The following is a 26,140-nucleotide window of genomic DNA, read 5'->3' as shown; positions in this document are numbered from 1 at the left end:
TGGCAATGACTGCCGGCCCGCGGATCGCGATCGACGCCATGGGAGGCGACATCGGCCCGGCGGTCATCGTCGCCGGGGTCGTTGCCGCGCGTCGCAAGGATCCCGCGCTCCTGTTCCACCTTTACGGTGACGAGGCGCTGATCAATCCCGAGCTGGCGCGCCACCAGGCGGTCGCCGGCGCGGTTACCGTGCACCACACGACCGAGGCGATCACCGCAAGCGAGAAGCCGAGCCAGGCGATCCGCCGGGCGCGCGGCACCTCGATGGGCATGGCGATTAACGCGGTGAAGGACGACCATGCCGACGCCGCGCTGTCGGCCGGCAACACCGGCGCACTGATGGCCATCGCCAAGCTCGCGCTGCGCACCATGCCCGGCATCGACCGCCCCGCGCTTGCCGCGCTGTTGCCCAGCCTGGGGGACAAGGATCTGGTCATGCTCGACCTTGGCGCCAACACCGAATGCGATGCGCAGAACCTTGTCCAGTTCGCCGTCATGGGCGCCGCTTATGCCCGCACCGTGCTCGATATCGACTCGCCCAGGGTCAAGCTGCTCAACATCGGCACCGAAGAATTGAAGGGCACCGACGAACTCAAGGAAGCCGCCGCGATGCTCCGCGAGGCTACCTATCTGCCGATGCGCTTCGATGGCTTTACCGAGGGCGACCAGCTGTCGCGCGGCGAAGTCGACGTCGTCGTCACCGACGGCTTCTCGGGCAATATAGCCCTGAAGACCGCCGAGGGCACCGCCCGCTTCGTCACCGACCTGCTGCGCCGCGCTTTCACCTCGTCGCTTCGCTCAAAGGCCGGCTTCGCCTTGTCGAAGCCCGCGCTGCACATGCTTAAGGTTCACCTCGACCCCAATAACCACAATGGCGCGGTGTTCCTCGGACTCAACGGGTTGGTCGTCAAAAGCCATGGCTCGGCCACGCCAAAGGGCGTCGCCAACGCAATCAAGGTTGCCGCCTCGATGGTCCGCAACGACATCACCCGCAAGATCGCGACCGACCTCGACGAGTTCCGCGCGCACACCTTCGCCGAGGATGCCGCAGCCGCAGCCGCAGCCATCACTGCCGGCAGCGACCCGGCCTGATGCCCCTTCTATCAACCCCCACCCGCGCCGAAATCGCCGGAGTCGGCTCGGCCCTCCCCCTGCGCCGAGTCGACAATGCCGAGCTTGCCGCACAGGTCGACACCTCCGACGAGTGGATCGTCGAACGCACCGGGATCCGCAGCCGCTATATCGCGGGTGACGGCGAAACCACCGCCACCCTTGCGACCGACGCTGCCCGCCGCGCGCTCGACCATGCCGGGATAGAGGCCAGCGACATCGACCTGATCGTGCTCGCCACCGCCACCCCGGACCAGACCTTCCCCGCCACTGCCACCAAGGTCCAGACCGCGCTCGGCATCCGCGATTGCGTCGCCTTCGACGTGGCTGCGGTCTGCTCGGGTTTCCTTTACGCGCTAACCGTCGCCGACGCGATGATCCGCAGCGGCGGCGCCACGACCGCGCTCGTCATCGGCGCGGAGACTTTCAGCCGCATCCTCGACTGGGAAGACCGCGCGACCTGCGTGCTGTTCGGCGACGGCGCCGGCGCGATGGTCCTGCGCGCTTCGGACGATCCCGACCGCGGCATCCTCGCAACCAAACTCCACGCCGACGGCCGCTACAACGACCTCCTTTATGTAGACGGCGGCCCCTCGACGACCCAGACCGTCGGCAAGCTGCGCATGAAGGGCCGCGAGGTGTTCCGCCACGCCGTGACCAATCTTGCTGCGGTGCTGGGCGAAGTGCTCGCCGCCGCCGGTCTCACTTCCGCCGATGTTGACTGGGTCGTTCCGCACCAGGCCAATGCCCGCATCCTTGACGCCACCGCGCGCAAGCTTGGCCTGTCCCCCGACAAGGTCGTCGTCACGGTCGATCGCCACGCCAACACTTCCGCCGCCTCGGTTCCACTAGCGTTCGACGTCGCGGTCAAGGACGGACGAATCAAGCGCGGCGACCTCGTCGTGCTTGAAGCCATGGGCGGCGGTTTCACTTGGGGTGCTGCCGCAGTCCGTTACTGATGAGACTGCCCTGTCCTGTTGATAATTAAGTTGTTATCATAAACATTGTCGGTTTCCCGACGGTAGCACATAGGTTATAGGGCGACTTGGACTCCGCGGGGGCGCGAGTTCCGAATCGACGGGCGGAGGGAAGTTTCATGGCGGATGCAGGCGTTGCACGAACCTACGACGGGGGGCTCCATTCGGGGACACTCACTCGCGCAGACCTCGCCGACACCGTCCACCGCCAGCTCGGCCTTTCCCGCGCCGAAGCCGCGAGCATGGTCGAGCGCCTGCTATTCCACATGTGCCATTCGCTGTCGGAAGGCGAGAATGTCAAAATCTCGGGCTTCGGCAGCTTCATCCTGCGCGACAAGGGCGAACGCGTCGGCCGTAATCCCAAGACCGGGGTCGAGGTGCCAATCGCCCCGCGCCGCGTGATGACCTTCCGTGCCAGCCATATGATGCGCGACAAGATCGTTAAGTAAGCAGTGCTATGATGGCCCTTGCCGACAAGGCCCCCGACGCCTTTCGGACGATTGGTGAATTGTCGCAGGAACTGGGCGTGCCCCAGCATATCCTGCGCTATTGGGAGTCCAAATTCCCTCAGCTTCGCCCCCTTCAGCGCGCCGGTAACCGCCGCTATTATCGCGCCGCAGACGTTGCCCTCGCCCGGCGTATCCACACTCTGCTAAACCAGGACGGCTACACCATCCGCGGCGTCCAGAAATTGCTTGCCGACAAGGCAGCGACGCCAGTCCCCGCCGAATCAGTCTCCGCCCAAACCGTCCCCGCGTCCGTGCGTGAAGCACCGCCAGCCGCTCCGTCACTCGACGTTGATCGCCTCATCCGCCTGCGCGACCGCCTGAGCGCCGCCCTCTCCGCCTAGCCGCCGCGCCACCCGCGCAATCGCGACATCGAGCGGCACGCGGCTGACCATGACGTCCTCGGGAAACGCGCTCAGCAACCGGCTCGGCATCGCCGCCGACAGGATTACAAACATTCCCCGGTCGCCCTGCCGCCGGATCAGCCGCCCGAACCCCTGGGCCAGCCGTGCGCGCACGATGCTGTCGTCATAGGCGCTCCCCCCGCCCGCCAGCCGCCGCGCCGCATGAAGCACCGTGGGGCGCGGCCATGGCACTCGCTCCATCACCACCAGCCGCAGCGACTCGCCGGGCACATCGACCCCATCGCGCAACGCGTCGGTGCCCAGCAGCGACGCGCGTGGATCATCCCTGAAAATATCGACCAGCGTGCCCGTGTCGATCGGATCGACATGCTGCGCCAGCAGCGGCAGCCCGGCGCGCGCCAGCCGGTCGGCAATCCGCGCATGGACTCCCCGCAGTCGCTGGATCGCGGTGAACAGCCCCAGCGTCCCCCCGCCCGCCGCCTCGATCAACCGCGCATAGGCCCCCGCCAGCGCCGCAAGGTCCCCGCGCGGCAGGTCGTTGACCACCAGCACTTCGGCCATCCGCCCATAGTCGAACGGGCTTGTCGCCTCGAACCGGGTCGCAGCGCGCGGCAGATGCAGCGCTCCCGTTCGCGCCTCGGCCTGCGCCCATCCGCCCGATCCGCGCAGCGTCGCTGATGTCACCAGCACGCCATGCGCCGGGCTCAACACTGCCGCTGCCAGCGGCCGCGTCGGGTCGAGCCAGCGGCGGTGTATCGCGACATCATATTCGCGCCCCTCGACCCGCTCGATCGCCAGCCAGTCGACGAAATCGCCATCTGCCGCCCCGCCGATCCGCGCCAGCAGTCGCACCCACGCGCCGATCGTCTCGCGCCGCCACGCCAGCCCCGTGATCGCACCCTCGACCCGCGCCCGCGCCGATGAGTCGAGCCAGTCGGGCGCATCCTCGATCACCGCCTCAAGCCGTCGGGTCAGCGCCGCCAGCGGCTGACCCAACGCCTCCAGTGCCTCCAGCGCTCCCGCCGCCGCCCCGACCAGCGCGCCATCGGGCTCGGCCAGCTCGGTCTCGAGCCCGTATCCCGCCTCCTGCGCCTTCGCCCGCGCGTACACCGTCCCCCTGACCTCGGCGAGCAGCGCCTCGATCGGCCCGAACGGCGCGCTTTCGCCCAGCCGCTGCAACCACCCGTCCGACGGCAGCGCCCGCGCCGCCTCGACCGCCGAATCGAGCGCCGTCGCCCCTTCCTCGTCGTACGAACACACGTCCATCAATCGCGCCGCCAGCCCGCGTCGCCGACCGCGCGACCGTCCCTCTGGCCCGACCAGCCAGCGCCGCATCTCGATCGCTTCCTGCCCACCCAGGACAACCGAAAAGGTCGAATCGGCGGCATCGAACAGATGATGCCCCTCGTCGAACACGATCCGCGTCGGCGCGTCGGGGCGCCCGCGCGCGGCATTGACCATCACCAGCGCATGGTTCGCAATCACCAGGTCGGCCTCGCGCCCTGCCCGCTCCGCCCGCTCGATGAAGCAGCGCCGGTAATGCGGACAGCCCGCATAGACGCATTCGCCCCGTCGGTCGGTCAGCGCGGTCGCCCCGGCTTTCCGGAACAGGCTCGGCAACCAGCCGGGCAAGTCCCCCCCGACCATGTCCCCGTCTTTGCTATACGCCGCCCACCGCCCGACCAGCTGCGCCAGCACCGCCGCCCGCCCGGTAAACGCGCCCTGCAGCGCATCTTCCAGGTTGAGCAGGCACAGATAATTCTCGCGCCCCTTGCGCACCACGATCCGCCGCTTGCGCTCCTCCGGGTCGGCGATCAGCCGCGCCCCTTCGGCATCGAGCTGCCGCTGCAGCGCCTTGGTAAAGGTCGATACCCACACCGTTCCCCCCGCGCGCTCGGCCCACAGCGAGGCCGGCGCCAGATAGGCCAATGTCTTGCCGATCCCGGTCCCCGCCTCGGCCAGCACGACATTGGGCGCACCAGCCGCCGACCTCGGCGCGAACATCGCGGCCACTTCCCCGGCCATCGCCTGCTGCCCGATCCGCGCTTCGGCCCCGCCCCCGGTCAGTGTCGCCAGCCGCTCGATTGCATCGCCCGCCGACACCGTCACCGTCCGCGCCGGGGGGCGCTCGGCGGCCTCGTCCCACTGCGGCAATCGCGAAAACAGCATCCGCTCCGACCGCTCGGGTTGCGCCAGCCGCGCCGCCACCAGTGGCGCCCAGCCCCATCCCAGCCGATGAAGGCTCGCGTTCGACGTCCACGCCCCCTCGCGCTCAGGCCAATCCTCAGCCCCCATCGCCGCCATCAGCCCGCCCGCAATTGCCCGCAGCGTCCCCGCCGCCGCGCCATCCTCGGTAGGGACCTGTATCCCCAGCGCGCGGCACAGTCCGCTGACCGTCGGCACCACGAAGCGCGCCGGAAACACGAACGCGAACAGCTCGAGCAGATCGAGCCCCGACAAATCGGGATAGCCCAGCCGCTGCCCGACGAGCGGCGCGTTGAGCAGGATATGCGGGGTCTCCGCCGCCTGCCTTATTGCCTCCCCCCGTGCCACGCCGCGCACGCCCGCACCCGCCCCGTCGGCAAGCCAGATGCCGGCATGGGTTGCGTGCAGGGCGGGAAGAGGCAAAAGGGCGGCCATCGCGTCCCCATCCTTGGGCAATGCGGAACGAAAGGGCAACAGTGGACTCGGGCATCCGCGCCGCAGCGACGATTTCGAAGGCCTGGCCCTACGAAGAAGCACGCAAGATCATCAAGCGCTGGCCCGATGGCAAGACAGCCAAAAACGGGACCGCCGAGCCGATCCTGTTCGAGACCGGCTATGGCCCCTCGGGCTTGCCCCACATCGGCACCTTCAACGAAGTCCTCCGCACCACCATGGTCCGCCGCGCCTATGAAGAACTGACTGGAAACTCGACGCGCCTGATCGCCTTCAGCGATGACATGGACGGGCTGCGCAAGGTCCCCGACAATATCCCCAATCCCGACCTGCTCGCCGCCAACCTCGGCAAGCCGCTCAGCCGTATCCCCGACCCGTTCGGCACCCACGACAGCTTCGCCGCGCACAATAATGCCACGCTGCGCAGCTTCCTCGACCGGTTCGGCTTCGATTATGAATTCGTCTCCTCGACCGACGTCTACATGGCAGGCGGGTTCGACGATGCGTTGAAGCAGGTCCTGCGCCATTGGGACGAGATCCTCGGCGTGATGCTGCCCACCCTGCGCGATGAACGCCGGCTCACCTACTCTCCCGTCCTCCCCGTCTCGCCCACCACCGGCCGGGTCCTGCAAGTCCCCGTCACCGTCGTCGACGCCAACGCCGGCACCATCGCCTTCACCGACGAGGACGGCACGCCCGTCACCCAGTCTGCGCTCGGCGGCAAGTCAAAGCTGCAATGGAAGGTCGACTGGGCAATGCGCTGGGTCGCGCTTGGGGTCGACTATGAAATGGCCGGCAAGGACCTCATCGATTCGACCATCCAGTCGGGCAAGATCGCGCGCATCCTCGGCGCCCGCCCACCCGAAGGCTTCAGCTACGAGATGTTCCTCGACGAAAAGGGCGAGAAAATCTCCAAATCGAAGGGCAATGGCCTGACGCTGGACCAGTGGCTCGACTATGGCAGCGAGGAAAGCCTTGCCTTTTTCGCCTATCGCGAACCGCGCAAGGCCAAGTCGCTCCACATCGGGGTCATCCCGCGCGCGGTTGACGACTACCTTCAATTCCGCGGCAATTATCACGCCCAGCCGATCGAGCAGCAGCTCGGCAATCCGGTCCATCACATCCACGGCGGCAAGGTTCCCGACAGCGTGCTTCCGCTGACCTATGGCCTGCTGCTCAACCTCGCCTCGCTTCCCGGGGTCGGGGACAAGGCTACGGCGTGGAAGTTCGTCCAGCGCTATGCTCCCGGCACCGCGCCGGACACCGACCCCGAACTCGACACGCTGATCGGCCTTGCGGTCAATTACGCGCGTGATTTCGTCGCCCCGACCCTCCAGCGCCGCGAGCCGACCGACACCGAGCGCGCCGCCTTGACCGAACTCGACGCCGAACTGGCAAAACTCGCCCCCGATACGCCCGGCGATATCATCCAGAACCTCGTCTTCGAAATCGGCAAACACCACGATTTCGAAAGCCTGCGCCACTGGTTCCAGGCGCTCTACGAAACGCTGCTGGGGTCAAGCCAGGGACCAAGAATGGGCAGCTTCATCGCCCTGTACGGCGTTGAAAACACACGCAAACTCATCGCCGAGGCACTGTCGTTGGCGGACGCTTAGCGACGCCGATCACGAATTAGCTGTCCTACAGACCCTGGCTTATGCCATAACCCATCTGGCTCTTTTTCACTTAGAATAAAACAACTTCTCCAAGTGGGGAAGCGGACATCGAAAACGTCGTCACGAGCGCGAACATTCGCGCTCGCGCGCCGTCCTCACCCCGCCTTCCTCGTGGCGATCCAGCGATCGATCTTCGCTTCCAATATCGCCAGTGGCAGCGCCCCCGTCATCAGCACCTGGGCATGGAAATCGCGGATGTTGAACTTCGGCCCGAGCTCGGTTTCGGCCTTTTTCCGCAATTTCTGGATGGTCAGCGCGCCGACCTTATACGCCGTCGCCTGGCTCGGGATGGCGATATAGCGTTCGACCTCGGCGATGGCGTCGGTCTTGCCCATCCCCGAATGGCTCAGCATGTAGGCAATCGACTGCTCGCGGGTCCAGCCTTTCGAATGGAGCCCGGTGTCAACCACCAGCCGCATCGCCCGCAACATCTCGTCGTTAAGCGTCCCAAAGCGCGCATAGGGATCCTTGTAGAACCCCATGTCATACCCCAGCGTCTCGGCATAAAGCGCCCAGCCTTCGACATAGGCCGTGTTCCCGCCAAACTTCATGAATGGCGGAAGAGCATCGTTTTCCTGCGCCAGGCTGACCTGGAAATGATGCCCCGGCTCACCCTCGTGAAGGAACAGCGTCGTCATTCCCCAAGTCTGGCGCTCGGGCAGGTTATACGCATTGAAGTAGAAGGTGCCGGGCCGCGATCCGTCGGGCGTTCCCTGCTCGTAGCTGCCGCCCGCCTGGAATTTCTCGATCGTCGGATCATAGGGCCGGATCGCCAGCTTCGCCTTGGGGACACTCGAGAAAAGACCGGGGATCCTGGCCTGGCCTTCTTTGCCGATGGCATAAAATCCATAGGTCAGCGCCTGCCGGCTCTTGGGCTGGAACCTCGCATTGGTCCGCATATAGTCGAAGAATTGAGGCAGGTTTCCCTGATACCCAATCTCGCCCTGGACCGCCTTGAACCCGCTCGTAATCCGCGCAACCTCGGACAGGCCGAGGGCATGGATCTGCTCGGGCGTCATGTCGGTCGTGGTCGTCGATTTGATCTGGTAGCGGTACAGCGCGTCCCCGCCCTTCATGTACATCTCGCCCGACCCGTCGCGGGCGCGGGGGAGATATTCGGTCGCCAGGAAATCGCGCAGCCGCTTGGTCGCCGGCATCAGCTGTCCGACGATCGCGGCGCGATACTGGGTCTTCAGCCGCGCCTGTTCGCCCGCCGGAATGCTGGCGGGGAACATCGTCACCGGGGTATAATATTGCGACGTCTCGGGCTTCTGAGCCAACTGGTTATCGAGCTGTTCGATGACATTGCGAATGGTCATCTTCGTCTCGACGACCCCTGCCGCCTCACCCTCGCGGAAGCGGCCAATCGCACGGTCGATCCAAGTGACGTAACCGGCGTGGCGCCTGAGGTTGTTTTCATAGTCCAGAAGCGTCGCAAACGGTGCCCCGCCCTTGCCACTGGCGAAGGTCGGATAAGCCGACTGGAAGCCATAGAAATGGTTGAGCGGGCGGACCCGCGTGAGCGGCAGGATGCGCGGCGACAGGCTCTCGATCAGGTCCTTTTCCTGAAAGTCGAACACGTCATACGCCACCTGGTCAGTCTCGTTCAGCCAAGCCCGGTCGATCTGGTGAAGCCGCGCCAGCGAGGCCTCGGCCTGCGCCCGCGTCGCGTCGTAATAGGCGTCGGTAATATAATCGCCGAACCGGTCAGCATAACGCAGATCGCCGCGATAAATGGCCGACATCGGATTGAGCTTCAGCGTCGCCTCGTCGTCATCCTTGAACAAGGCGAACAGGGCGTTGTGGGCATCGGCAGGATCCGTCGGGGTTAGCGTCAGTGCAACCTGCGGCGGCGCGGGCTGGATGCTCGCACAGCTACCAAGACCCATTGCGAGCACGGCAAGCGACACGGTCGCGGCAAACGAAAAACGCATGGAAATTCCTAGAGATATGGGGCGCGCGGGGATATGCTCCTGCCCGAATGCAAAGGGGCGCAGCGGAGGTTTCCGCAACGCCCCTTCGATCAACGGTCGTATCGCACCGCCGAACGTCGCTTCCTACCAGAAGAAATTGTCGATCACGTCGACCACTCGGCCTGAGTAAATGTCGACCAGCAGGGCATCGTCATAATAGCGCACCCAGCGATAAGGGCCGTAGACCGGCGGCAGGCGATACTGCCACGGGTCGTCGAGCCAGTAATCGGGCTGATAATAACCAGCATATAGAGTGATGCCGATGCTGGGGCGACGATAGCTCCAGCCGAACGGGTCGTAGTAGCTGCCGATGCGGAAGATCGACTGGTTGCGCGCACGGTACCGCTGCCAATCGTAGCGATGGTCGTTCCGCCACTGGCTCGACCAGCGTTGCCCGTCGTTATGACCCGCCCAGCGCTGGCCATTGGACTGGCCAGCCCGATGTTGGCCATCGCGCTGCTCTCCATCCCGGCGTGGCTGCTGCTGCCACTGGCCCACAGCTTGCGGGTCGCGCTGCTGGGGCTGCTGTTGCCAACCATCATGCTGATGGCGCTGTTGCCACTCGCCGCGTTGCTGGCGCTGCTGCTGCCACGCGCCTGACGGCGGGGCGTCGCGCTGCCCTTCCCAGCGACGGCGATCGCCGCCCTGCTCGCCGCGGCGAATCACGGTTACACCATCGGTCTGCACGACCGGGGCCTGAACCTGAACCTGGACCTGGGGAGCCGGCTGCGACCATCGCACCCTCGGCTGCTCGGGCCGTTCCCGCTGCTCAAGTCGTTCCCGCTGTTCCGGACGCGCCTGCTGTTCAGAACGGCGCCATTCCTGTGCGCGCTCCGCCCGCTGCGGTTCAACGCGCTGCTCCTGCTCCTGCTGCTGTTCGACGCGCGGCTGGCGCACTTCCTGCGGCCTCTGCTGGCGTGTTTCACCGCCCGGCGCTTCACTGCGTTGCTCGCGTTGTTGCTGGCGCTCGGCGCGGCGAGCGGCCCAAGCGTCCTGGTCCTGCGCCATTGCCGGCGCCGCCACCGTCACCAGCATCGCGGCCAAAATCATCTTACGCATCTCTCACGCTCCATGCTTCGACTGCCCGTCGATAGGCTTTTGGACGTCGGAGGATGAGCCGCTGCTGAACGTGGCGGGAGCTGAACCGAGCACGCTAAGTGCCGCACCCGCCATGTTTTCTGCGGCGCGGGCAATGGCTTTCCTGACCCTGGGATAATTGCCGCACGGGCAGTGATGGCGAAGTCCGGCCAGCGCCGCCTCGTCGGGTCGCGGATTGGTCCGCAGCAGCGCGGCGATGGCCATGATGAAGCCCGGGTCGCAAAAGCCGCACTGAGTCACTTGCTCAGCGACCCACGACTGCTGGACCGGGTGTGATCGGCCCTGCGACAGCCCCTCGATCGTCGTCACCTCGGCGCCCTCCAACGCGCCGATGGTGACCGAGCAACTGGTCACCGCGCGACCATCGACGATCACGGTGCACGCCCCGCAATCGCGACTGTCGCAACCCTGCTTAGCGCCCGTCAGGTTCGACGCATCACGCAATGCCGACAGCAGCGAGGTGTCGGGATCGAGCTTGTAGGCGATGGCCTCGCCGTTGACGGTCATACTGGTCATGCCAGCGGCGTAGCGCGGGTCGCGGCTTCACAAAAGCGGCGATGCTCGCCATCAGGACAAGCGATGGCCAAGCTTTCAACCAGTCTCGGGATAATCGGCGTCGACGAGCAGGGCTCAGACGGGGTGCCGCTGGTCTTCCTCCACGGCGTCGGGTCGGACCGGTCGGCGTGGGCACCGCAACTGGCGCACTTCGGAATGGCTCGACGGACGATCGCGTTCGACCATCCCGGCTATGGCGAAAGCGATCCGGCGCGACCATCGGACGAGGCGCCGCATGACCGCTTTGCAGCCGCGATCCTTGCCGCGCTCGATGCGCTGGAAATTGGGCAGGCGCACATCTGCGGATTATCACTGGGCGGCGTCGTGGCCATCGCGCTTGCCGCGCTGGCGCCCGGGCGAGTCGCGTCGCTGATCATCGCCGACAGTTTCCTCGCCCATCCCGATGGCCCGGCGATCGTCGAGCGGTCGGTGGCGGCCAGCTGTGACATGGCGGCGCTGGCACGCGCACGCGTACCCGTGCTGCTTGGCGCTGGGGCCGATCCGTCACTGGTCGCCGAGCTCGAGCAAGTGATGGCGCAGATCGACCCCGCTGCGTTTCGGCTGGCGAGCCGGGCGGTGTGGGCGGCGGACCAGCGCGAGCGGGCAACGGCGATCAGCGTGCCGACATTGGTCATCTGCGGAAGCGAGGATCGCGTGACCCCTCCAGCCTTGAGCGAGGCGGTCACTTCGGCGATCGATCGTGCGCGGCTGGTCATGATTCAAGCCGCCGGGCATCTCCCCAACCTTGAGCAAGCTGCGCTGTTCAATTTCGCGCTCGACCGGTTCCTGTCCGAACCGGCGCCAGATAGCACAGGGTTACCCGCCGCTTAACCAGTCCAAATAAGACTATGTTTCCCTTGCGCTGCGAAAAGCGGCGTCATGGAAAAGACTTCGCTCCGTTCCGCCCTCCGCGCCTTGACTGCCGGCCTCGCCCTGGCCGCGGCGCCGACCGTCGCCAATGCGCAAGATGCCGTTATGCAGGCCGCGAGCTTCTCGGTCAGCAAGGGTGCCGCGATCCTCGGGTCGATGAGCGCGCTCGACCGGCTGCTGGCGCAGCAAGGCGCAACCCCGGCCGCACCGACGCTGTTTCATACCGCGACAGTTGCTGCGAGCGATGTCTCCGCTCCGTCACTGATCATCCCCGCCGTCATCCGCGGCCAAGCCGCAGCCATTTCCAGCGATCGTCCCGACGTCTTCAACAGCGTCGCAATGCCGATCGGCTGGTCACCGCTTGAAGGCCGCTGGCAGCGAGTCGCCCATGGCGCGCCCGATGCCCCCGCCGCCCGCTTCGCCGCATCACTGACCAATCGTGACGCTTTCCATCGGCTCGAGGCGGTCAATCTCTACGTCAATCGCCGAGTCCATTTCGTCGATGACGCAAAGCAGTATGGCGTTGCCGATTATTGGGCTCCTGCCGCGCAGACGCTGGCCCGGGGGCGCGGCGACTGCGAGGATTATGCGATCGCCAAGCTCGCCCTGCTGCGCCGCGCCGGCTTTGCCGAACATGACCTCTACCTCGTCATCGCGCACGACCTCGTCCGCCGCCAGGACCATGCGGTCGCGGTTGCTCGGGTCGACGGCAAACTGTGGCTGCTCGACAGCGGCACCGACGAACTGCTCGATGCGTCGCAGGCGCACGATTATCGCCCGGTATTCAGCTTCTCGGGGGCACGCAGCTGGACTCACGGCTATCGCCGCGAACTTGCCCCGATGACGATTGCTGCCGCCCCGGTGACGGCAGTCCAGATGGCATCGCGCTGAGCGGACTCTAGCGCTCGCGCAGTGCTTCGCTGCGGGCTTTCAGCATTGGCTTGAGCAAATAGCTCAGCACGCTCTTACGCCCGGTGATGATCTGAGTGTCGGTCATCATTCCCGGGGTGATCGGCAGCATCCGGCCCTGGGACATGAGGTAGCTTCGGCCGGTTTCGACGATGACCGTGAAATAGGCTTCCTTTTCCTTGTCGTCATAGACCGAGTCGGCCGATACCTGGACCACTCGGCCATCGAGCCCGCCATAGGTCGAGAAGTCATAGGCAGTGACCTTGACCAGCGCCTTGTCGCCGACCTTGATGAAGGCGATGTCGCTTGGCTTGACGCGGGTCTCGACCAGCAATTTCTCGCCCATCGGAACGACTTCCATCACCTTTTGTCCGGCTTGGACGAAGCCGCCAATGGTCGTCACCTGGACGTCATTGACCACTCCGTCGACGGGTGAGCGAAGCTCGGTCCGGTCGAGCTTGCCGCGCGCGCCGCGCAGCGACTGTTCGTTGACCGCAATCTTCTGATTGACCTGGCTGGCCTCGTTGAGCGCGTCCTGGCGGAAGCTGAACCCCGCCTCCGCGGCCTGTGCCTGGGCCTCGCGGACGGCGGCCGCCGCGCGGCCCTGCTGCTCGCGCGCGGCGGCGATCCGGCCCTGGAGATCGTTGACCTCCTTGCGCTTGTCGAGCAGCTCGGTTTGCGGAACGATATTCTTGGCGGCGAGGGGTTCGAGCATGGCCACCTGGCGAAGCGCGATGGCGAGACCGCCCTGGAGCGAATTGATCGTCGCTTGCGCTTCGGAGCCGTCGCGACGGCGCTGGTCGGCGGTGGCATTGAGCGCGGCGACCTTGCTGCGCAGGGCCGACTGGCGGACCGACTTTAACGCCGCTTCGCTACCGCAATCAGTGCCTGCGCATGCTCCGCCAATCCCGGTGCCTTCGGACTCGAGCCGCGACGAGCGCGCCGCCAGCGATTCAGTCTCAGCCTGTATCTGGCCGAGCTGCGAGCTGCTTTCGGTATTGTCGAGCCGGGCGAGCAATTCACCGCGGTGAACCCGCTGGCCCGAACGGACCAGCAGTTCGCGAACGGTCGAGGGATCGGACGCCTGGATCAGCTGGAGCTTGCTCGACGGGATTACTTTGCCCTGCCCCTTGGTGACTTCGTCGACCTGCGCGATCATCGACCACAGCAGCAGGATCAGGAAGCCGATCGTGGTGACGACGATCACTCGGGTCGAGGATGACATTGGCGCGCGGCGGCGGCGCGACGACGAGCCTGTGCTGAACGGAAGACTGGCCATGGTCAGGTCCTTAACGCGACGCAACGAGGGATGAGGCAGCACTGGCGGCAACGGCCGTAAGGGACGGCGCAGACTTTGCCACTGGCCTGGCTTCCTGCGCCGCAATCAGCGCGGCGGCGCTGCCGCTGTCCGACGGCTTGGGAATGTCGAGCGTCCAGCCCTTGCTGGTGTCGAGCAGCCCGCCGACGTCATTGGCGGCACGAGCGATCGGCGGGCCGGCGGCGATCATCGGCAGTCCAATGTCACCGCTCGTACCGGCAACAGTCGCCGCGCGCGGCGCCGGGCGCAGGGCAAGCGGATCATTCGGCTCACCGATATAGCGGCCAGTAAAGGCGGCAGGCGTGCCCCAGGCGCCGGGCCAGCGGTAGAAGATGTGCGCCCCGAGCTTGGCAACCTTGGCCAGCATCGGCGCCCAGCGCGGAGAGACATAATCGGCGTGATAATGGGTTGCTTCGCCGACGGAGCGTTCGACATAGCCATCGAGAGCAGCCTCGGCGACGCGGGCTGATTCGGTCCATGCCCCCTGCGACGGGCGGCGATAAAGAGCGCCGTCGCAGACGAAGCTGAACTGGCAGACCGGGCCGGTCGACCCCTGATAGACGACGCCGCAGACTGACTTGGGGAAAGCCGGGTGGCGCATCCGGTTGAGCACTACCTGGGCGACCGCGCGGCGACCCTCGACGGGTTCGAAACCAGCTTCATAATAGACTGCCTGAGTCAGGCAAAGCAGCGCGCGGCGGTGATCGAGCGAGCTGTCGGCGACCGTGAAGGCGCTCGCGGCCTGGACCGGCGCGCCGCTGAACGGGAGCGAGGCGTTGATGAGTTGGGCGTCCTTGCCAACGGCCTGGGCTACGGCGGCCTGCGGACCGGTGGTGGCCGCGATAAGCGCCTCTGCCTGGCGCGGGGGAAGCATCGTGGCGACCGCTTCGGGGTGTGCATTACCGCTGGTCGGCGCAAGGCCAAGCAGCGCAGCAGCGCCAATCGACAGCGAACCGATGATCGCGAGGCTGGCCTTGGCGAGGCGGTTCACTGGGACTTCTCCTGCTGCGCAGCGGCGTTCAGCTTGGCAATGACTTCGTCGCGCGGTCCGTCGGCGAGAATCCGGCCGGCGTCGATGACGATCAGCCGGTCGACGATCGACAGCATCTGGTGGCGATGGGTCGACACGATCAGCGTCTGGTCGGGGCCGAGCGCCGATTTCAGATGGTCGATGAAATAGGCCTCGGTCTGGGTATCCATCGCGCCGGTCGGTTCATCGAGGAACAGCAGCTTCGATGGGGTGACAAGCGAGCGGGCAAGCAACAGCATCGCACGCTGGCCGCCCGACAGGCGCGACCCGCGCTCGCCGACAGGAAGGTCAAAACCGGCGGCATCACGCGAAAGGAAGAGGTCGGCACCCGAGCGGACGACGGCGTCGATCAGCTGCTGGTCGTCGGCATTGGCCGCCCCGAGCATGAGATTGTCGCGCACGCTGCCCGAAAACAGTTCGGCATCCTGTCCGACGAAGCGGAAGGCGTCGCGGATCTGGTGGGGGTGGAACTGGCGGCTGTCGAGACCGTCGATCGACATTTGACCGTCGGTCGGGGCGTACAGCCCGCACAGCATGCGCCCAAGAGTCGACTTGCCCGATGCGACGCGACCGATGATGCCGATGCGCTCGCCCGGCTTGATGCTGAGATTGACCTCGGACAGGCTGTCACGTGACGCTTGCGGATAGCGGAAGCCGGCGTGCGCCAGTTCGACCGAGCCCGAGCGAATTTCGGGGACAATGCTGCGCGAGGCAACCTGGCGCTCGTCGGCGGCTTCCATCATCCGCTGGAGCGAGGCAAGCGTCGTCAGTGACTGGCGGGCGCGCGTCACGAGGAAGGCGAACTGCCCGATCGGCGACAGCGCGCGTCCGGCCAGCATGACGATCGCAATGATCGCCCCCATCGTCATTTCACCGGCATTGAATTTGTAAAAGCCACCGATGAGCAGGCCGATGCTGATCAGCTGCTGCGCGCCCGAGGCAAGGTTGATAGCGACCGCAGTATGGCGGCGCATGCGCTCCTGCGTGCCTGCCGACATGGCGGCATAGCGCTTCCAGCGGCCGAGCATCTGGCCCTCGGCGCGCGCGGCTTTCAGCGTCTCGAGCCCACCGATCGATTCGACCAGCACCGAATGCTGGAGGCTGGAGTCGGCCTGCGCATCGAGCGCCGAGCGGCCCATCGAGCGCTGGAGCATGATCCCGGCAGTGAACATCGCGACGATGCCGACGATCGGCACCATCACCAGCCATCCGGCGAGGACGGCGATGAAGATCAGGAACAGGAACAAGAAGACGATGTCCACGACCAGCACGACGGTGGTCGATGCGAAGAAGTCCCGGACATTCTCATATTCGGAGACGCGCTTGGCCAGTGCCCCAGTGCTGCCGGATTTGTCGGCGAGCGGCAGGTTCATCACCTTCTCGAAAAGTTTCTGCGAGAATTTGGCGTCGAGCTTGCGTCCGACCTCGTCAACCAGACGCGACCGCGCGAGGCGCAGCGTGAAGTCGAATGCAAGTGCAATGACGACACCTATTGCAAGCACCCACAATGTCGGCACCGCCTTGTTCGGGATGACGCGGTCATAGACGTTCATCGTGAACAGCGGCATCGCAAAGGCGAGCAAGTTGACGATCAGCGCGGCGAGCATGACCGGCCAGAACTGGCCGCGCACCTTCCACACTTCGGACCAGAACCAGTGGGTGTGCTTGGCCTTGTCCCACGGCCGCTCGGCTAAACGCTCGCGTGACGGATCGGCTTCGACGATGACCGCATGGCCAGTGTAGATATGGTCGATCTCGTCGAGCGCAGTCCACATCGGCTCGGCGACGCCGGGCACATAGACCAGCCCCTGCCCTGCGTTGAGCTCGAGCAGGAGCACAGCGCGCTCCTCGTCGAGTTCAAGAATGGCAGGGAGATCGCGATCAGGCCAGCGCTTCAGCTTGCGGCTGACGGGCTGGCCACGCATCCCGACCTGGTCGAGCGCGGGCTCGACCTGATGGAACGGCAGCTTGCCCGTTTCAGACAGCGCCAGCCCGGCACGTAGCAGGACTGGCGATGATGGCCGATCGGCACGGCGGGCAAGGAAGGACAGGCAGTCGAGGACCGGATCAAGCTCACGCGCAGGCGCGGAATCCAAGCTGTTCATGATACTCAACGCCTGTCCTCAACTTCACTCAGCGACCCGTGTTCGGTGCGGGCGGACCCATCACCGGCATCGGCATGCTTTCCTCGCGCAAGTCGGCGGGCGGGATCGGGTTGATCCGATAATGCGCCCGCTCGGTGCCCCACGCCTCCATCGGCTTGATCACGCCAAGCGCCTCGATCAGGCGATTCTCGGCGGCAAGCACGCGATATTGGGCGTACAGCTTGCCGAGACGAGCGGTCTCGCGCTGGGCCTGAACATTGTAGCGCGTGTTCTGCGTATCGAGCACGTCGAGCAGCGAGCGGCGGCCGACGTTGAACTGCTCGCGGTAGGACAGGAGCAGGTCGTCGCTGACCCGTGCCTGCTGCTCAAGCTCGCCGGTCAGGCGAGTCTGGTTGGTCAGGCGGCTCCACGCGCTGCGGACGTCTTCCTCGGCCGAGCGAGTGACTTCGAACAGTCGGCCATGAGCCTCGTCCGAACGGCGCGCTTGCTCGCGGATGTTGGCTTCCTTGATGCCGCCGTTGAACACGTTCCACTTCATCACGAGGCGACCGAGCAGATCGCGCGTATGGCCGCGGAACCCATCAATGTCATTGCCATAACGCGCCTGACCCTGAAGGCTGACCTTGGGTCCGAGTTCGTTCTTGGCTTCCTGGGTGAACTCGCGCGCCGCCGTAAGATCGGCAATTGCTTCCTGGACGCGCGGATTGTTGATCCGGGCAGCGTTCTCGGCCTCGTCGAGAGTTGCGGGGAGATATTGCATGAGATCGGGCGGCATCGTGACCTGGTCGACCGGAATGCCGGTCAGGCGGCGGAAGGTGATTGCAGCGGTGTCGAGGTCTTCGTTCGACTCGGTCACGCGAGCGCGCGCCGCCTGAAGCCGCTCTTCAGCCTGCTGCTGGTCGGCAATCGAGATCGACCCCTTCGACACACCTTCGCGAAGGTCACCGGCAAGCTTCTCGTGGAAGGTCACATTATCACTGGCGATGGCCGACAGGCGCTGCTGGAGCAGATAGTCGATATAGGTCCGCGAGACGTTTAGCGCGACATATTGCGAGCGCTCGTCGACCCGGGCGGCTGCGCCATCGACGCGGGCGGCCTGGCGACGGATTTCGGCGCGGCGGCCACCGGTATCGAACAACAGCCAATCGAAATTGGCGTCACCTTCGACCGGATAGAGCGTCTGGCCCGAAATGCCGATCGCGCGCCGGGTCGGGTTGCGCAGGTTGCGCGCGCCGCCGGACAATTCGATGTCGACCTTCGGGTAATATTCGCCTTCGGCCTGGATGCGCTCTTCGCGGGTCGCGGCCTTGTTCGAGACCGCCTGGCGGATCTCCGGGTTGGAATTGAGCGCGGCCTGAACCGCGTCCTTGAGATCGATGGCGTTCGCCGGCGCTGCGCAAAGCAACAAGGCTCCCGGCACGATCATCGTCCAATGCTTCTTCGTCATGAAATCCCCCTTCTGGTCAGTACAGACGAGCGCGCCCGAGTCCACGCGGACGCGCTCGTCAATCATTTGGTTAGCCGGCGTGTGCCACCGGCTGAACCGCATCATGATGAAGCATCACCGCTTCAATCGTGTTTGCGTGGGCAGCGATCATCTGGAAAGCCGCCACATGGGCCGTGTCCCAACTCGATACGCCCTGAGCGACCAGGCTTGCGGCAATTGCCGTTCCCGGGCCGGCGCCATCGGCATGGCCGGGAAGCGCGTTGATCAGCGCATCGAGCTGGGCCTGGCCATGACCGTCGGTAAGCCCAGAAACAATCTCGCGGGCTACGTCGCCACTGTGCTGGACGCCGTTGCCGGTCAGCCCCGCCACCGCCATCGCCTGTGCCGACGGCATTGCGATCATCACCGGAGCGAAGGACGTTGCTGCCACGGCATGTGCCGGTGCATCGGTCCCGCCGAGCAAGGCCGAGGTGGCATGCGCGTCCTCGGTCGACGCAGCGAGTGGGTGCGTGTCATTGGCAGCCTCGACCGGTGCATGCGATGTGCTCGTCGCCGGTTGCGCGGTTTCGATCGCTTCGCGGGTTTCGCCGCTGATCGACTGATGCCCGGCATCGCTGGTCGTGGCGTCGAGGGCAACCTTGTCGACGACCTGGTTGACCGCCGCAACCGCCGTGTCGCCGGCGATCGGCGCCGGATGGGCAGCCGCCGCCTCGCTGGCGAGGCCCGCTGCGGCGAGTGCCGCCGCCAGCGTGACATTGCTGTTCGCCGCCGCCGCCAGCTTGATCTGGTCGGAGGAGGTGGTCGCAACGCCCGCCACCGCGGTCGTGCCGATCGCGAAGCTGGCATCGGCGAGCGAACCCGTCGTGCCGCTGGTCGTCGTGTAGCTGCCGGTACCGGCAACCTCGACCTGGCCATTGGCGGCGGTGTAGCTGACGCCGTCGCTCGACAGCGAGATGGAGGCAATCCCGGCTGCGGCAAGCGATTTCATCTCGCCGGCATCGACCACGCCATTGCTATTGGCATCCTGCCACACCGCAAAGCTGGCGAAATCGGCATCGGCTGCAGACAACTTGCCGTCATGGTTGGTGTCGTAGGCCTTGAGCCCGTCGAGATCGCTGCCGCTGGTGGCGAACATGATTTCGCTGGCGCTGGCTTTGCCGTCATGATTGGCGTCGTGAACCAGGATGCCGTCGTCCGGTGCTGCCCAGGCGGTGGCAACCTTGCCGCTGCCATAGTCGAACGTCACACCGGCTTCAGTGGACAGGAAGTGAACGCCGTCACCATTGAGGTCGAGCACCACCGGCGGGGCGCCTGAGACGATCGTCGCGCTGGCTGTCGTTCCCGGACCGGTGGAATACAGGATACTCGCGTTGACCCCGCCGCCCGTCAGATGAGCGATGGTGACATAGCTGTTTCCACCACCATCGAGATCGACTTGCAAGTCGCCGTTGACCAGCAAGCGGATGAACCCGGAAAGCGCGCCCGCTTGCGTCAATATCTGCGTGATGTCGATGACTTCTCCGGCGGTGTAGCCGGTGATGGTGTCGGCATTCGCTGTACCGTCAGTGATCACGTCGTTGCTGAGCACGAAGGTGTCGTTGCCCGCGCCGCCGTTCAACGTATCCGCCCCGGTTCCGCCGACGAGCGTGTCGTTGCCGCTTCCGCCGTTGAGCGTGTCGTTGCCAGCTCCGCCGTAAAGATAGTCGTTCCCCGATCCGCCAGTGATGACGTCGTTACCGGCGTTCCCCGCCAACACCACGGGATCCGTCGAAGCGCTCTGGTTTAGCGTGTCGGCACCCGCCGTGCCGATCGAACTTCCGGCGATGTTCGGGACAATAGTAGTCATGACCGTCGAACTGATCGGGTCTCCGTCTGCATCGGTCGCCACGATCGTGAAGTTTTGATTGATCGGACTTGCCGTCGCCGCCGCACCGATCGAGAAGATGCCCAAGTCGAAGATGCCGGTCGCGCTTTCGACCACAACCGCCGAGAAACTCGCCGTTGTCGTGATCGTGTAGCTGTCGCCTTCCTGAATTCCATGGAAAGTGACCGACCCGTCGGCATTCTTGGTCACTGTAATGCCGTAGGCGACAGCCGCGGTATTGCCGCTGGCCAGCCCGCTGATGTCCAGTGTCGTTGTCCCGCTCGTCAAATAGTCCTTGACCGTTACCGACGTGATCGGCGCCTTCGTCTCGCCGTTCGTCAGTGAAGCGGGAGTCGTATCGGGAGCGATCGCCGAGCTCGTGCTGCTGGAAATCGCCGTGACCTGGATATCAACCGTGTTGCTTTGCGAACCACCGACCTGAGGGACGAATTGCGTAAAGCTGGTCGTAGCGGCGTGGCTGCTGAAGCCATAGCCGCTGGCAGTTCCCGCCTGGGTTACCAGATTGTTCAGGAAGTCGATGCGTACCGCTTCGCCCGTGTCCATCGACTGATTGTTCACGCCGATTGCGGTGCTGTTCGTATTGACCGATCCGGCGGTCCCGCCCGTGTCGCCACGACCCGAGATCAGGGCATCGATGACTGTTGAAGCGTCATTCGCGCCGATCGCGGCGTAATTCACGTTGCCGGCGCTGGTGCTGGTAAGATTGGCGAAGTTGACCTGCGTACCGTTGGTGATGATGCCCGAGACGGTATCGAACGTGTACGTCCCGGTGACTGGGTCAAGGTGGACGATGAAGCCGACAGTACCATTGGTTGCACTGGTGCCCGTCGTCGCGGTCAGCGTGTCGGTGCCATCGCCATAAAGATAGAGCTGCAGTCCGCCGAGCTTGAGCAGATTGCCACTGCTGTCCCGAGCCATGACCTGTGCATCGACGCTGCCGAGCGTTCCGATGTCGAACTTCAGGCCACCAAGACCGTCCGCGCCCATGTGCAGGTTGAGGTTGCCGGTGACTGCGTTCCCAGCGAGATCGCCGTCCTTCGCGCCGACCGAGTCGGGTGTGAACGCGACCGGCGAGTCATCTTCGATGCTGACCGTAATCGTGGTCGCAGTGGTTGCCGTGCCGTCCGACACATTGACCGGGACGACCAAGTTGATCGCGTCCTCAATTGCGGTGTTGGGCTGGTCGACCGCATGGAGCAGCGTCACCGTGTAGCCACCGGTTGAGTTGATCGTGACCGTGATCACCGGAATCAAGCCGACACTGCCCGTAAGCGTTCCTGTGCCCATGCCACTCCAGGTGACAGCCACGCCACCAACGGTCAGCGCCGTCGTCGGCGTGCCGAGCGTGACGGCGAAGATTGAGCCCGTATCGACGTCGGAAATACCGATCGACCCTGACCGCACCGCAAGGTTGGTCGTGTCGGGTGTACCCAGACTATCGGGATTTGAACCGCTAAGCCCTTCTTCCGACACGCTGATCGTTGACGGGGTCAGCACCGGCGCGTCGTTGGTGCCGAACACGGTGATCGTCAGCGTCGACGGGGTCGAGGTCGTGCCGTCGCTCGCCGCATAGGGGAAGCTGTCGGTCACTGTGCCCCCCGCCGGAAGCGCGTTCACCACCGCGTTGCTCGCGTTGAGCGTGTAGGTGTAGCTGCCGTTGGCATTGAGCACGAGCGTCCCGTAGGTGCCAACATAAGTGCCTGCGTTGGAGACGACGAGGGTCGTGCCGGTATCGACGTCGCTGTCGGCAAGGTCACTGAAGCTGCCCGCCGGCGCACCCGTGTGGGCAATCGTCTGCAGCACATTGCCAGTCGTCGTCGGGTCCGCCCCCGAAGTCACGTCGAGCACCCAGTTGGTGTCCGCCTGAACCACCGGCACGTCGTTGGTGCCGAACACGGTGATCGTCAGCGTCGACGGGGTCGAGGTCGTGCCGTCGCTCGCCGCATAGGGGAAGCTGTCGGTCACCGTACCACCCGCCGGAAGCGCGTTCACCACCGCGTTGCTCGCGTTGAGCGTGTAGGTGTAGCTGCCGTTGGCATTGAGCACGAGCGTCCCGTAGGTGCCCACATAAGTGCCCGGATTGCCCACCGCCAGCACCGTGCCGGTATCGACGTCGCTGTCGGCAAGGTCGCTGAAGCTGCCCGCCGGCGCACCCGTGTGGGCAATCGTCTGCAGCACATTGCCAGTCGTCGTCGGGTTCGCCCCCGAAGTCACGTCGAGCACCCAGTTGGTGTCAGCCTGAACCACCGGCGCGTCGTTGGTGCCGCTGATCGAGATGTCGATGTTGGCCGGGCTCTTGTCGCCGTCGCCGTCGGTCAACTGGTAGGTGAAGACGTCGTGGACGGTCGCCGTCCCGGTCAGTGCCTGGACATTGGCCGCGGCGTTGTTGAGCGCATAGCTGTAGCTGCCATCGGCATGGATCGTCAGCGTGCCGTAGGTTCCAACGATGTTGGTCCCCGCGGCTGCCGTCGAAACCGCACCGAAGCTCGCGCCACCAACCAGCTTGATGCCGGTCACAGTCGCGCCGTCGGCGCCCTTGGTGTCGGCGTTGCCGTCGAAGGTGTTGATGTCCGTGCCGCCGACGCCGGTGATGACATTGCCGTCGGCGACCGTCGGGCCGTCTTCCTTGACGCTGTCGGTATCGTTAACCGCGGTCGGGACATCGTCCTGGACGCTGATAACGATCGTGTTGGTCGTGAAATTGCCGTTGGCGTCGGTCACCTTGTAAGTGAAGGTCTCGGTCCCGTCGATCGCCGTGCCGTCGTTGGCGGCGGGCGAGTTGGTGAAGGGCGAGGTAAGCGTATAGCTCCACACGCCGCCCGAAGTGATGCTGATCGTGCCGTGCGCGCCTGCTGACGAGCCGACCAGCGCATAGCTCAGGCCGCCGGCGCCGCTGCTGCCGGCAAGCGTTCCGCCCGTGGTTTCCGTGGTCAGCGACGGGTTGCTGCCGATCACGGCCAGCGCCGCCTCGTCGACTGTCCCAGTGGCACCGCCGGTCGTCAGATTGACGTCGGCAACGCTGATCTTGAGCGTCGTTGTCGACGTGTCGCCGTCACCGTCCTTGATGGTGTAGACGAAATTGTCGACCGCGCCCGCAGGCACGACTTGGTTGATGTTGGCATGATAGACATAGCTGCCGTTCGCCTGAAGCGTCAGCGTGCCATAAGTGCCGGTGATGACCGTGTTGACGCCCGTGCTGAGCGCCACCGCGGTATTCGTGCCCGTCGCAACGCCGACCACGCCGCCGCCAACCAGGCCATCGGCTCCCGGCGTGTCATTAGAAATTACGCCCGCCGCAGCAAGCACTGTAAGCGTGCCGCCTTCGAGGATGCTACCCGTGTCGAGGCGCGCAATCGGCACGTCGTCGACGACGGTGATGTCGACCGATCCGGTCGTCGAATTCCCGTTCGCATCGACCACCGTGTAGGTGAAATGCTGGACCGGAACTTCGTTATTGGTCGAATTGTCGGCCTGTGCACCGATGATCGGACTGGTCAGCGTGTAGCTGTAATGACCCTGCGCATCGAGCGTGAAGGTGCCATACGGAGTCGTCGTCGTCTGCGGCGTGTAGCCATTGGCCGCCGCAAAAGCGTTCGTAATGGTCCCGGTAACGAGTTCGCCGGTCGAACCCGGGTTCGACCCGGTCACGCTGCTGGCGGCAAATTCACCCGCATCCTTGACTGTATCGAGCGCTGCTTCGTACACCGAGCCGGTCACATTCTGCGCATTCAAGGTTACGTTTGTCACCGTGATGTCGAGCGTGGTGGTCGAGGTGTCCCCGTCGCCATCCTTGATCGTGTAGACGAAGTGATCAACTTGGTCGGCATTCACGGCATTGGCGTTGGCCTGATAGGTATAGTGACCATCGGCATAGAGTGTCAGCGTGCCATAGGTGCCGGCGATGGCCGTGGCCGTTCCGGTGTTCAGCGCGACTGCGGTATTGCTACCCGTCGCAACCCCGACGACACCGCCGCTAACGGCAAAGCCGTCCGCACCGGAAACATCGTTCGCGAGCACACCAGTAACGGGGACGCTCAGAAGCGCTCCCTCGGTCACGCTCCCGACGTCACCGTGCGCCATCGGCGCATCATCGACGATGTTGATTACCAGGTTCGAGGTTGCCGGGTCGCCATCGGAGTCGGTGACGCTGATCGGGAAGGTCACACTCGCCGGATCGGTCAGCGTGTTGTCGAGCAGCGTGTAGGTGTAGTTGAGATGGCCGATCCCGGTGACATCATCATAGGTGCCGCCGGTGATCACCAGCGTCCCGGTCGAGTTGCTCGAAACCGTCACCGGGAAGATCGTCGATCCAGTGAGCTGGACGCCGTTGACGAAGACATTCTCCAGGCCATCGGGCGAGGTCACGTCAATCGTCCCCGACACGACCGTCGTGTTCGGCGCGGTGCCCGACCCGGCCGGCTCGCCGCCACGCGCGGCAAGGCCGCTCTCATAGACCGTCGTGGTTGCCCCACCCGCCGCCGGAACTGTCAGCACCGGATGTGAATCCCCGATGTGGATGGTCAGCGAAGTCGGCGACGTATCACCGTCGCCGTCACGCAGGACGTAAAAGAATTTGTCGTCGACACCGCCCGCCGAGCCCGCGTCGCGGACATAGGTGTAAGTGCCGTCCGACCCAATCGTCAGCGAGCCATAAAGGCCATGGATCGTCGTCGATCCACCCGGGGCGATCGACGTAAACACGCCGCCCTGCGGAAGCGCGCCAAGTACCCGGCCGCCATCGGCGCCAAGCGTGTCGACGCCCGTACCCAATGTCCCGCCATCGGTGCCTGCGCCCGTGATGACATTGCCGCCCTCCGGCGCGAAGCTTCCCGCCGCAACCGTGTCAGTGTCGGCACGCGCGGTCGGCACGTCGTCGACGATAGCGATGGTCAGGTCGGCGGGCGCGGTCGCTTGGCCGTCCTTGTCGGTGACGATCACCGCGAAGTGATCGGCCGTGGTATTGCCGTTGGTGCTGACGTTCAGCGTGTAATGATAGGTGATCGTGCCGCTGGCGCTGTAGCTGTCGATGGTCAAAGTGCCATAGGTCCCGGCGAACGTCTGGTTCGCACCGGTCACGGCAACCCCGCCGATCGTCACCACCGCCGGACTATCGCCGGGCGTGAAGCTGATCGTGCCCGTGGTCGAGGTCTCGCTGGTGTCGCTGTTGTTACCCGGGATCCCGTCGGCAATCTCGCCCGAACCGGCCGGAAGCGTCGTGCTGCCGCCATAGGCCAGATGTGCGCCAAGGCCGACTTCGCTAACACTGGTGCCACCCTCACCCGCCGCAGGAATATGCACTGTCGGGGTCGCGTTGCCGATCGAGATCGTCAGGGTCGAGGGCGACTGGTCGCCGTCGCCGTCGGTCAGCGTGTAGCCGAACGTGTCGGTCACCCCGCCCGGCGAGCCCGCATCGCGGACATAGCTGTAGCTGCCGTCGGCCTTCATCGTCAGCGTGCCATAGGTGCCGTGAAGCACCAGGTTGCCCGCTTCATCGAAGCTCGTGTCGCTCGTCGCACCCGCGCTGATCGCGGTCACCGATGCACCATCGGCACCCTTGGTGTCGGCGCCAACCGCACCGCTGGTCGTGCCGGCGCCGGTGATGACATTGCCCGCCTCGGGACCATAGGCCCCCGCCGCCAGCGCATCCGTATCGGGACGA

The 26,140-nt window shown here is 65.1% G+C and carries 16 protein-coding genes; 7 read left to right on the top strand and 9 right to left on the bottom strand.

Annotated features, from left to right (window positions below; translation table 11 throughout):
- The first annotated feature begins 5 nt into the window (after nt 1-5).
- From plsX to U1700_RS13695, 4 genes are all read left to right on the top strand, one after another.
- On the top strand, nt 6-1,091 hold the full coding sequence (plsX, locus tag U1700_RS13710; RefSeq protein WP_332753344.1) for a phosphate acyltransferase PlsX: 1,086 nt from the start codon (nt 6-8) through the stop codon (nt 1,089-1,091).
- Nucleotides 1,091-2,068 carry a beta-ketoacyl-ACP synthase III gene (locus U1700_RS13705; RefSeq protein WP_332753240.1) on the top strand — a complete coding sequence of 326 codons (978 nt, stop codon included), beginning with the start codon at nt 1,091-1,093 and terminating at the stop codon, nt 2,066-2,068. The genes plsX and U1700_RS13705 overlap by 1 nt, the downstream gene beginning before the upstream one ends.
- 137 nt (nt 2,069-2,205) lie before the next feature.
- On the top strand, nt 2,206-2,535 hold the full coding sequence (locus U1700_RS13700; protein ID WP_332753239.1) for an integration host factor subunit alpha: 330 nt from the start codon (nt 2,206-2,208) through the stop codon (nt 2,533-2,535).
- A gap of 8 nt (nt 2,536-2,543) precedes the next feature.
- Complete coding sequence (locus U1700_RS13695; RefSeq protein ID WP_332753238.1) at nt 2,544-2,936, top strand: MerR family transcriptional regulator; 393 nt, start codon at nt 2,544-2,546, stop codon at nt 2,934-2,936.
- On the opposite strand, the gene U1700_RS13690 is transcribed toward U1700_RS13695, so the two are convergent.
- Nucleotides 2,874-5,597 (bottom strand): ATP-dependent DNA helicase, encoded by a 2,724-nt coding sequence (locus U1700_RS13690; protein WP_332753237.1) that lies wholly within the window; start codon nt 5,595-5,597, stop codon nt 2,874-2,876. The two genes, U1700_RS13695 and U1700_RS13690, sit on opposite strands and share 63 nt — an antisense overlap.
- A gap of 20 nt (nt 5,598-5,617) precedes the next feature.
- Here U1700_RS13690 and U1700_RS13685 point away from each other — a divergent pair, with 20 nt between their 5' ends.
- Complete coding sequence (locus U1700_RS13685; RefSeq protein WP_332753236.1) at nt 5,618-7,231, top strand: lysine--tRNA ligase; 1,614 nt, start codon at nt 5,618-5,620, stop codon at nt 7,229-7,231.
- Between the two features lie 155 nt (nt 7,232-7,386).
- On the opposite strand, the gene U1700_RS13680 is transcribed toward U1700_RS13685, so the two are convergent.
- The 3 genes from U1700_RS13680 to U1700_RS13670 all read right to left on the bottom strand — a co-directional run bounded on the left by U1700_RS13680 (nt 7,387) and on the right by U1700_RS13670 (nt 10,878).
- Nucleotides 7,387-9,225: a DUF885 domain-containing protein gene (locus U1700_RS13680; protein ID WP_332753235.1), complete on the bottom strand. Its 1,839-nt coding sequence runs from the start codon at nt 9,223-9,225 to the stop codon at nt 7,387-7,389.
- Nucleotides 9,226-9,348: 123 nt separating this feature from the next.
- Nucleotides 9,349-10,323, bottom strand: coding sequence for an RcnB family protein (locus tag U1700_RS13675; RefSeq protein ID WP_332753234.1), 975 nt, complete (start codon nt 10,321-10,323; stop codon nt 9,349-9,351).
- Nucleotides 10,324-10,326: 3 nt separating this feature from the next.
- Nucleotides 10,327-10,878: a (2Fe-2S)-binding protein gene (locus U1700_RS13670; RefSeq protein ID WP_332753233.1), complete on the bottom strand. Its 552-nt coding sequence runs from the start codon at nt 10,876-10,878 to the stop codon at nt 10,327-10,329.
- A 63-nt stretch (nt 10,879-10,941) separates the two neighbouring features.
- On the opposite strand from U1700_RS13670, the gene U1700_RS13665 reads away from it, so the two are divergent.
- Nucleotides 10,942-11,748: an alpha/beta fold hydrolase gene (locus U1700_RS13665; protein WP_332753232.1), complete on the top strand. Its 807-nt coding sequence runs from the start codon at nt 10,942-10,944 to the stop codon at nt 11,746-11,748.
- Between the two features lie 48 nt (nt 11,749-11,796).
- Entirely contained in the window at nt 11,797-12,678 is an 882-nt protein-coding gene (locus U1700_RS13660; RefSeq protein ID WP_332753231.1) for a transglutaminase-like cysteine peptidase, read from the top strand.
- Between the two features lie 7 nt (nt 12,679-12,685).
- Here the strand turns inward: U1700_RS13660 and U1700_RS13655 are convergent, their stop codons facing one another.
- The 5 genes from U1700_RS13655 to U1700_RS13635 all read right to left on the bottom strand — a co-directional run.
- Nucleotides 12,686-13,975: an HlyD family type I secretion periplasmic adaptor subunit gene (locus tag U1700_RS13655; protein ID WP_332753230.1), complete on the bottom strand. Its 1,290-nt coding sequence runs from the start codon at nt 13,973-13,975 to the stop codon at nt 12,686-12,688.
- A 10-nt stretch (nt 13,976-13,985) separates the two neighbouring features.
- Nucleotides 13,986-15,005 (bottom strand): cell wall hydrolase, encoded by a 1,020-nt coding sequence (locus U1700_RS13650; RefSeq protein ID WP_332753229.1) that lies wholly within the window; start codon nt 15,003-15,005, stop codon nt 13,986-13,988.
- The gene (locus U1700_RS13645) at nt 15,002-17,149 is read right to left on the bottom strand and encodes a type I secretion system permease/ATPase (protein ID WP_332753228.1); all 2,148 of its coding nucleotides are present in this window, start codon (nt 17,147-17,149) and stop codon (nt 15,002-15,004) included. Before U1700_RS13645 ends, U1700_RS13650 begins: the two co-directional genes overlap by 4 nt.
- 28 nt (nt 17,150-17,177) lie before the next feature.
- The gene (locus U1700_RS13640) at nt 17,178-18,596 is read right to left on the bottom strand and encodes a TolC family protein (protein WP_332753227.1); all 1,419 of its coding nucleotides are present in this window, start codon (nt 18,594-18,596) and stop codon (nt 17,178-17,180) included.
- Nucleotides 18,597-18,666: 70 nt separating this feature from the next.
- Nucleotides 18,667-26,140, bottom strand: a 7,474-nt coding sequence (locus U1700_RS13635; RefSeq protein ID WP_332753226.1) for a VCBS domain-containing protein, incomplete at its 5' end; no start/stop codon positions are given.

Source organism: Sphingomonas sp. RB1R13 (genome assembly GCF_036663775.1).
Classification (GTDB): domain Bacteria; phylum Pseudomonadota; class Alphaproteobacteria; order Sphingomonadales; family Sphingomonadaceae; genus Sphingomicrobium.
The sequence above is the reverse complement of the archived record's forward strand: the minus strand, read 5'-3'. Positions and strand labels throughout refer to the sequence as shown.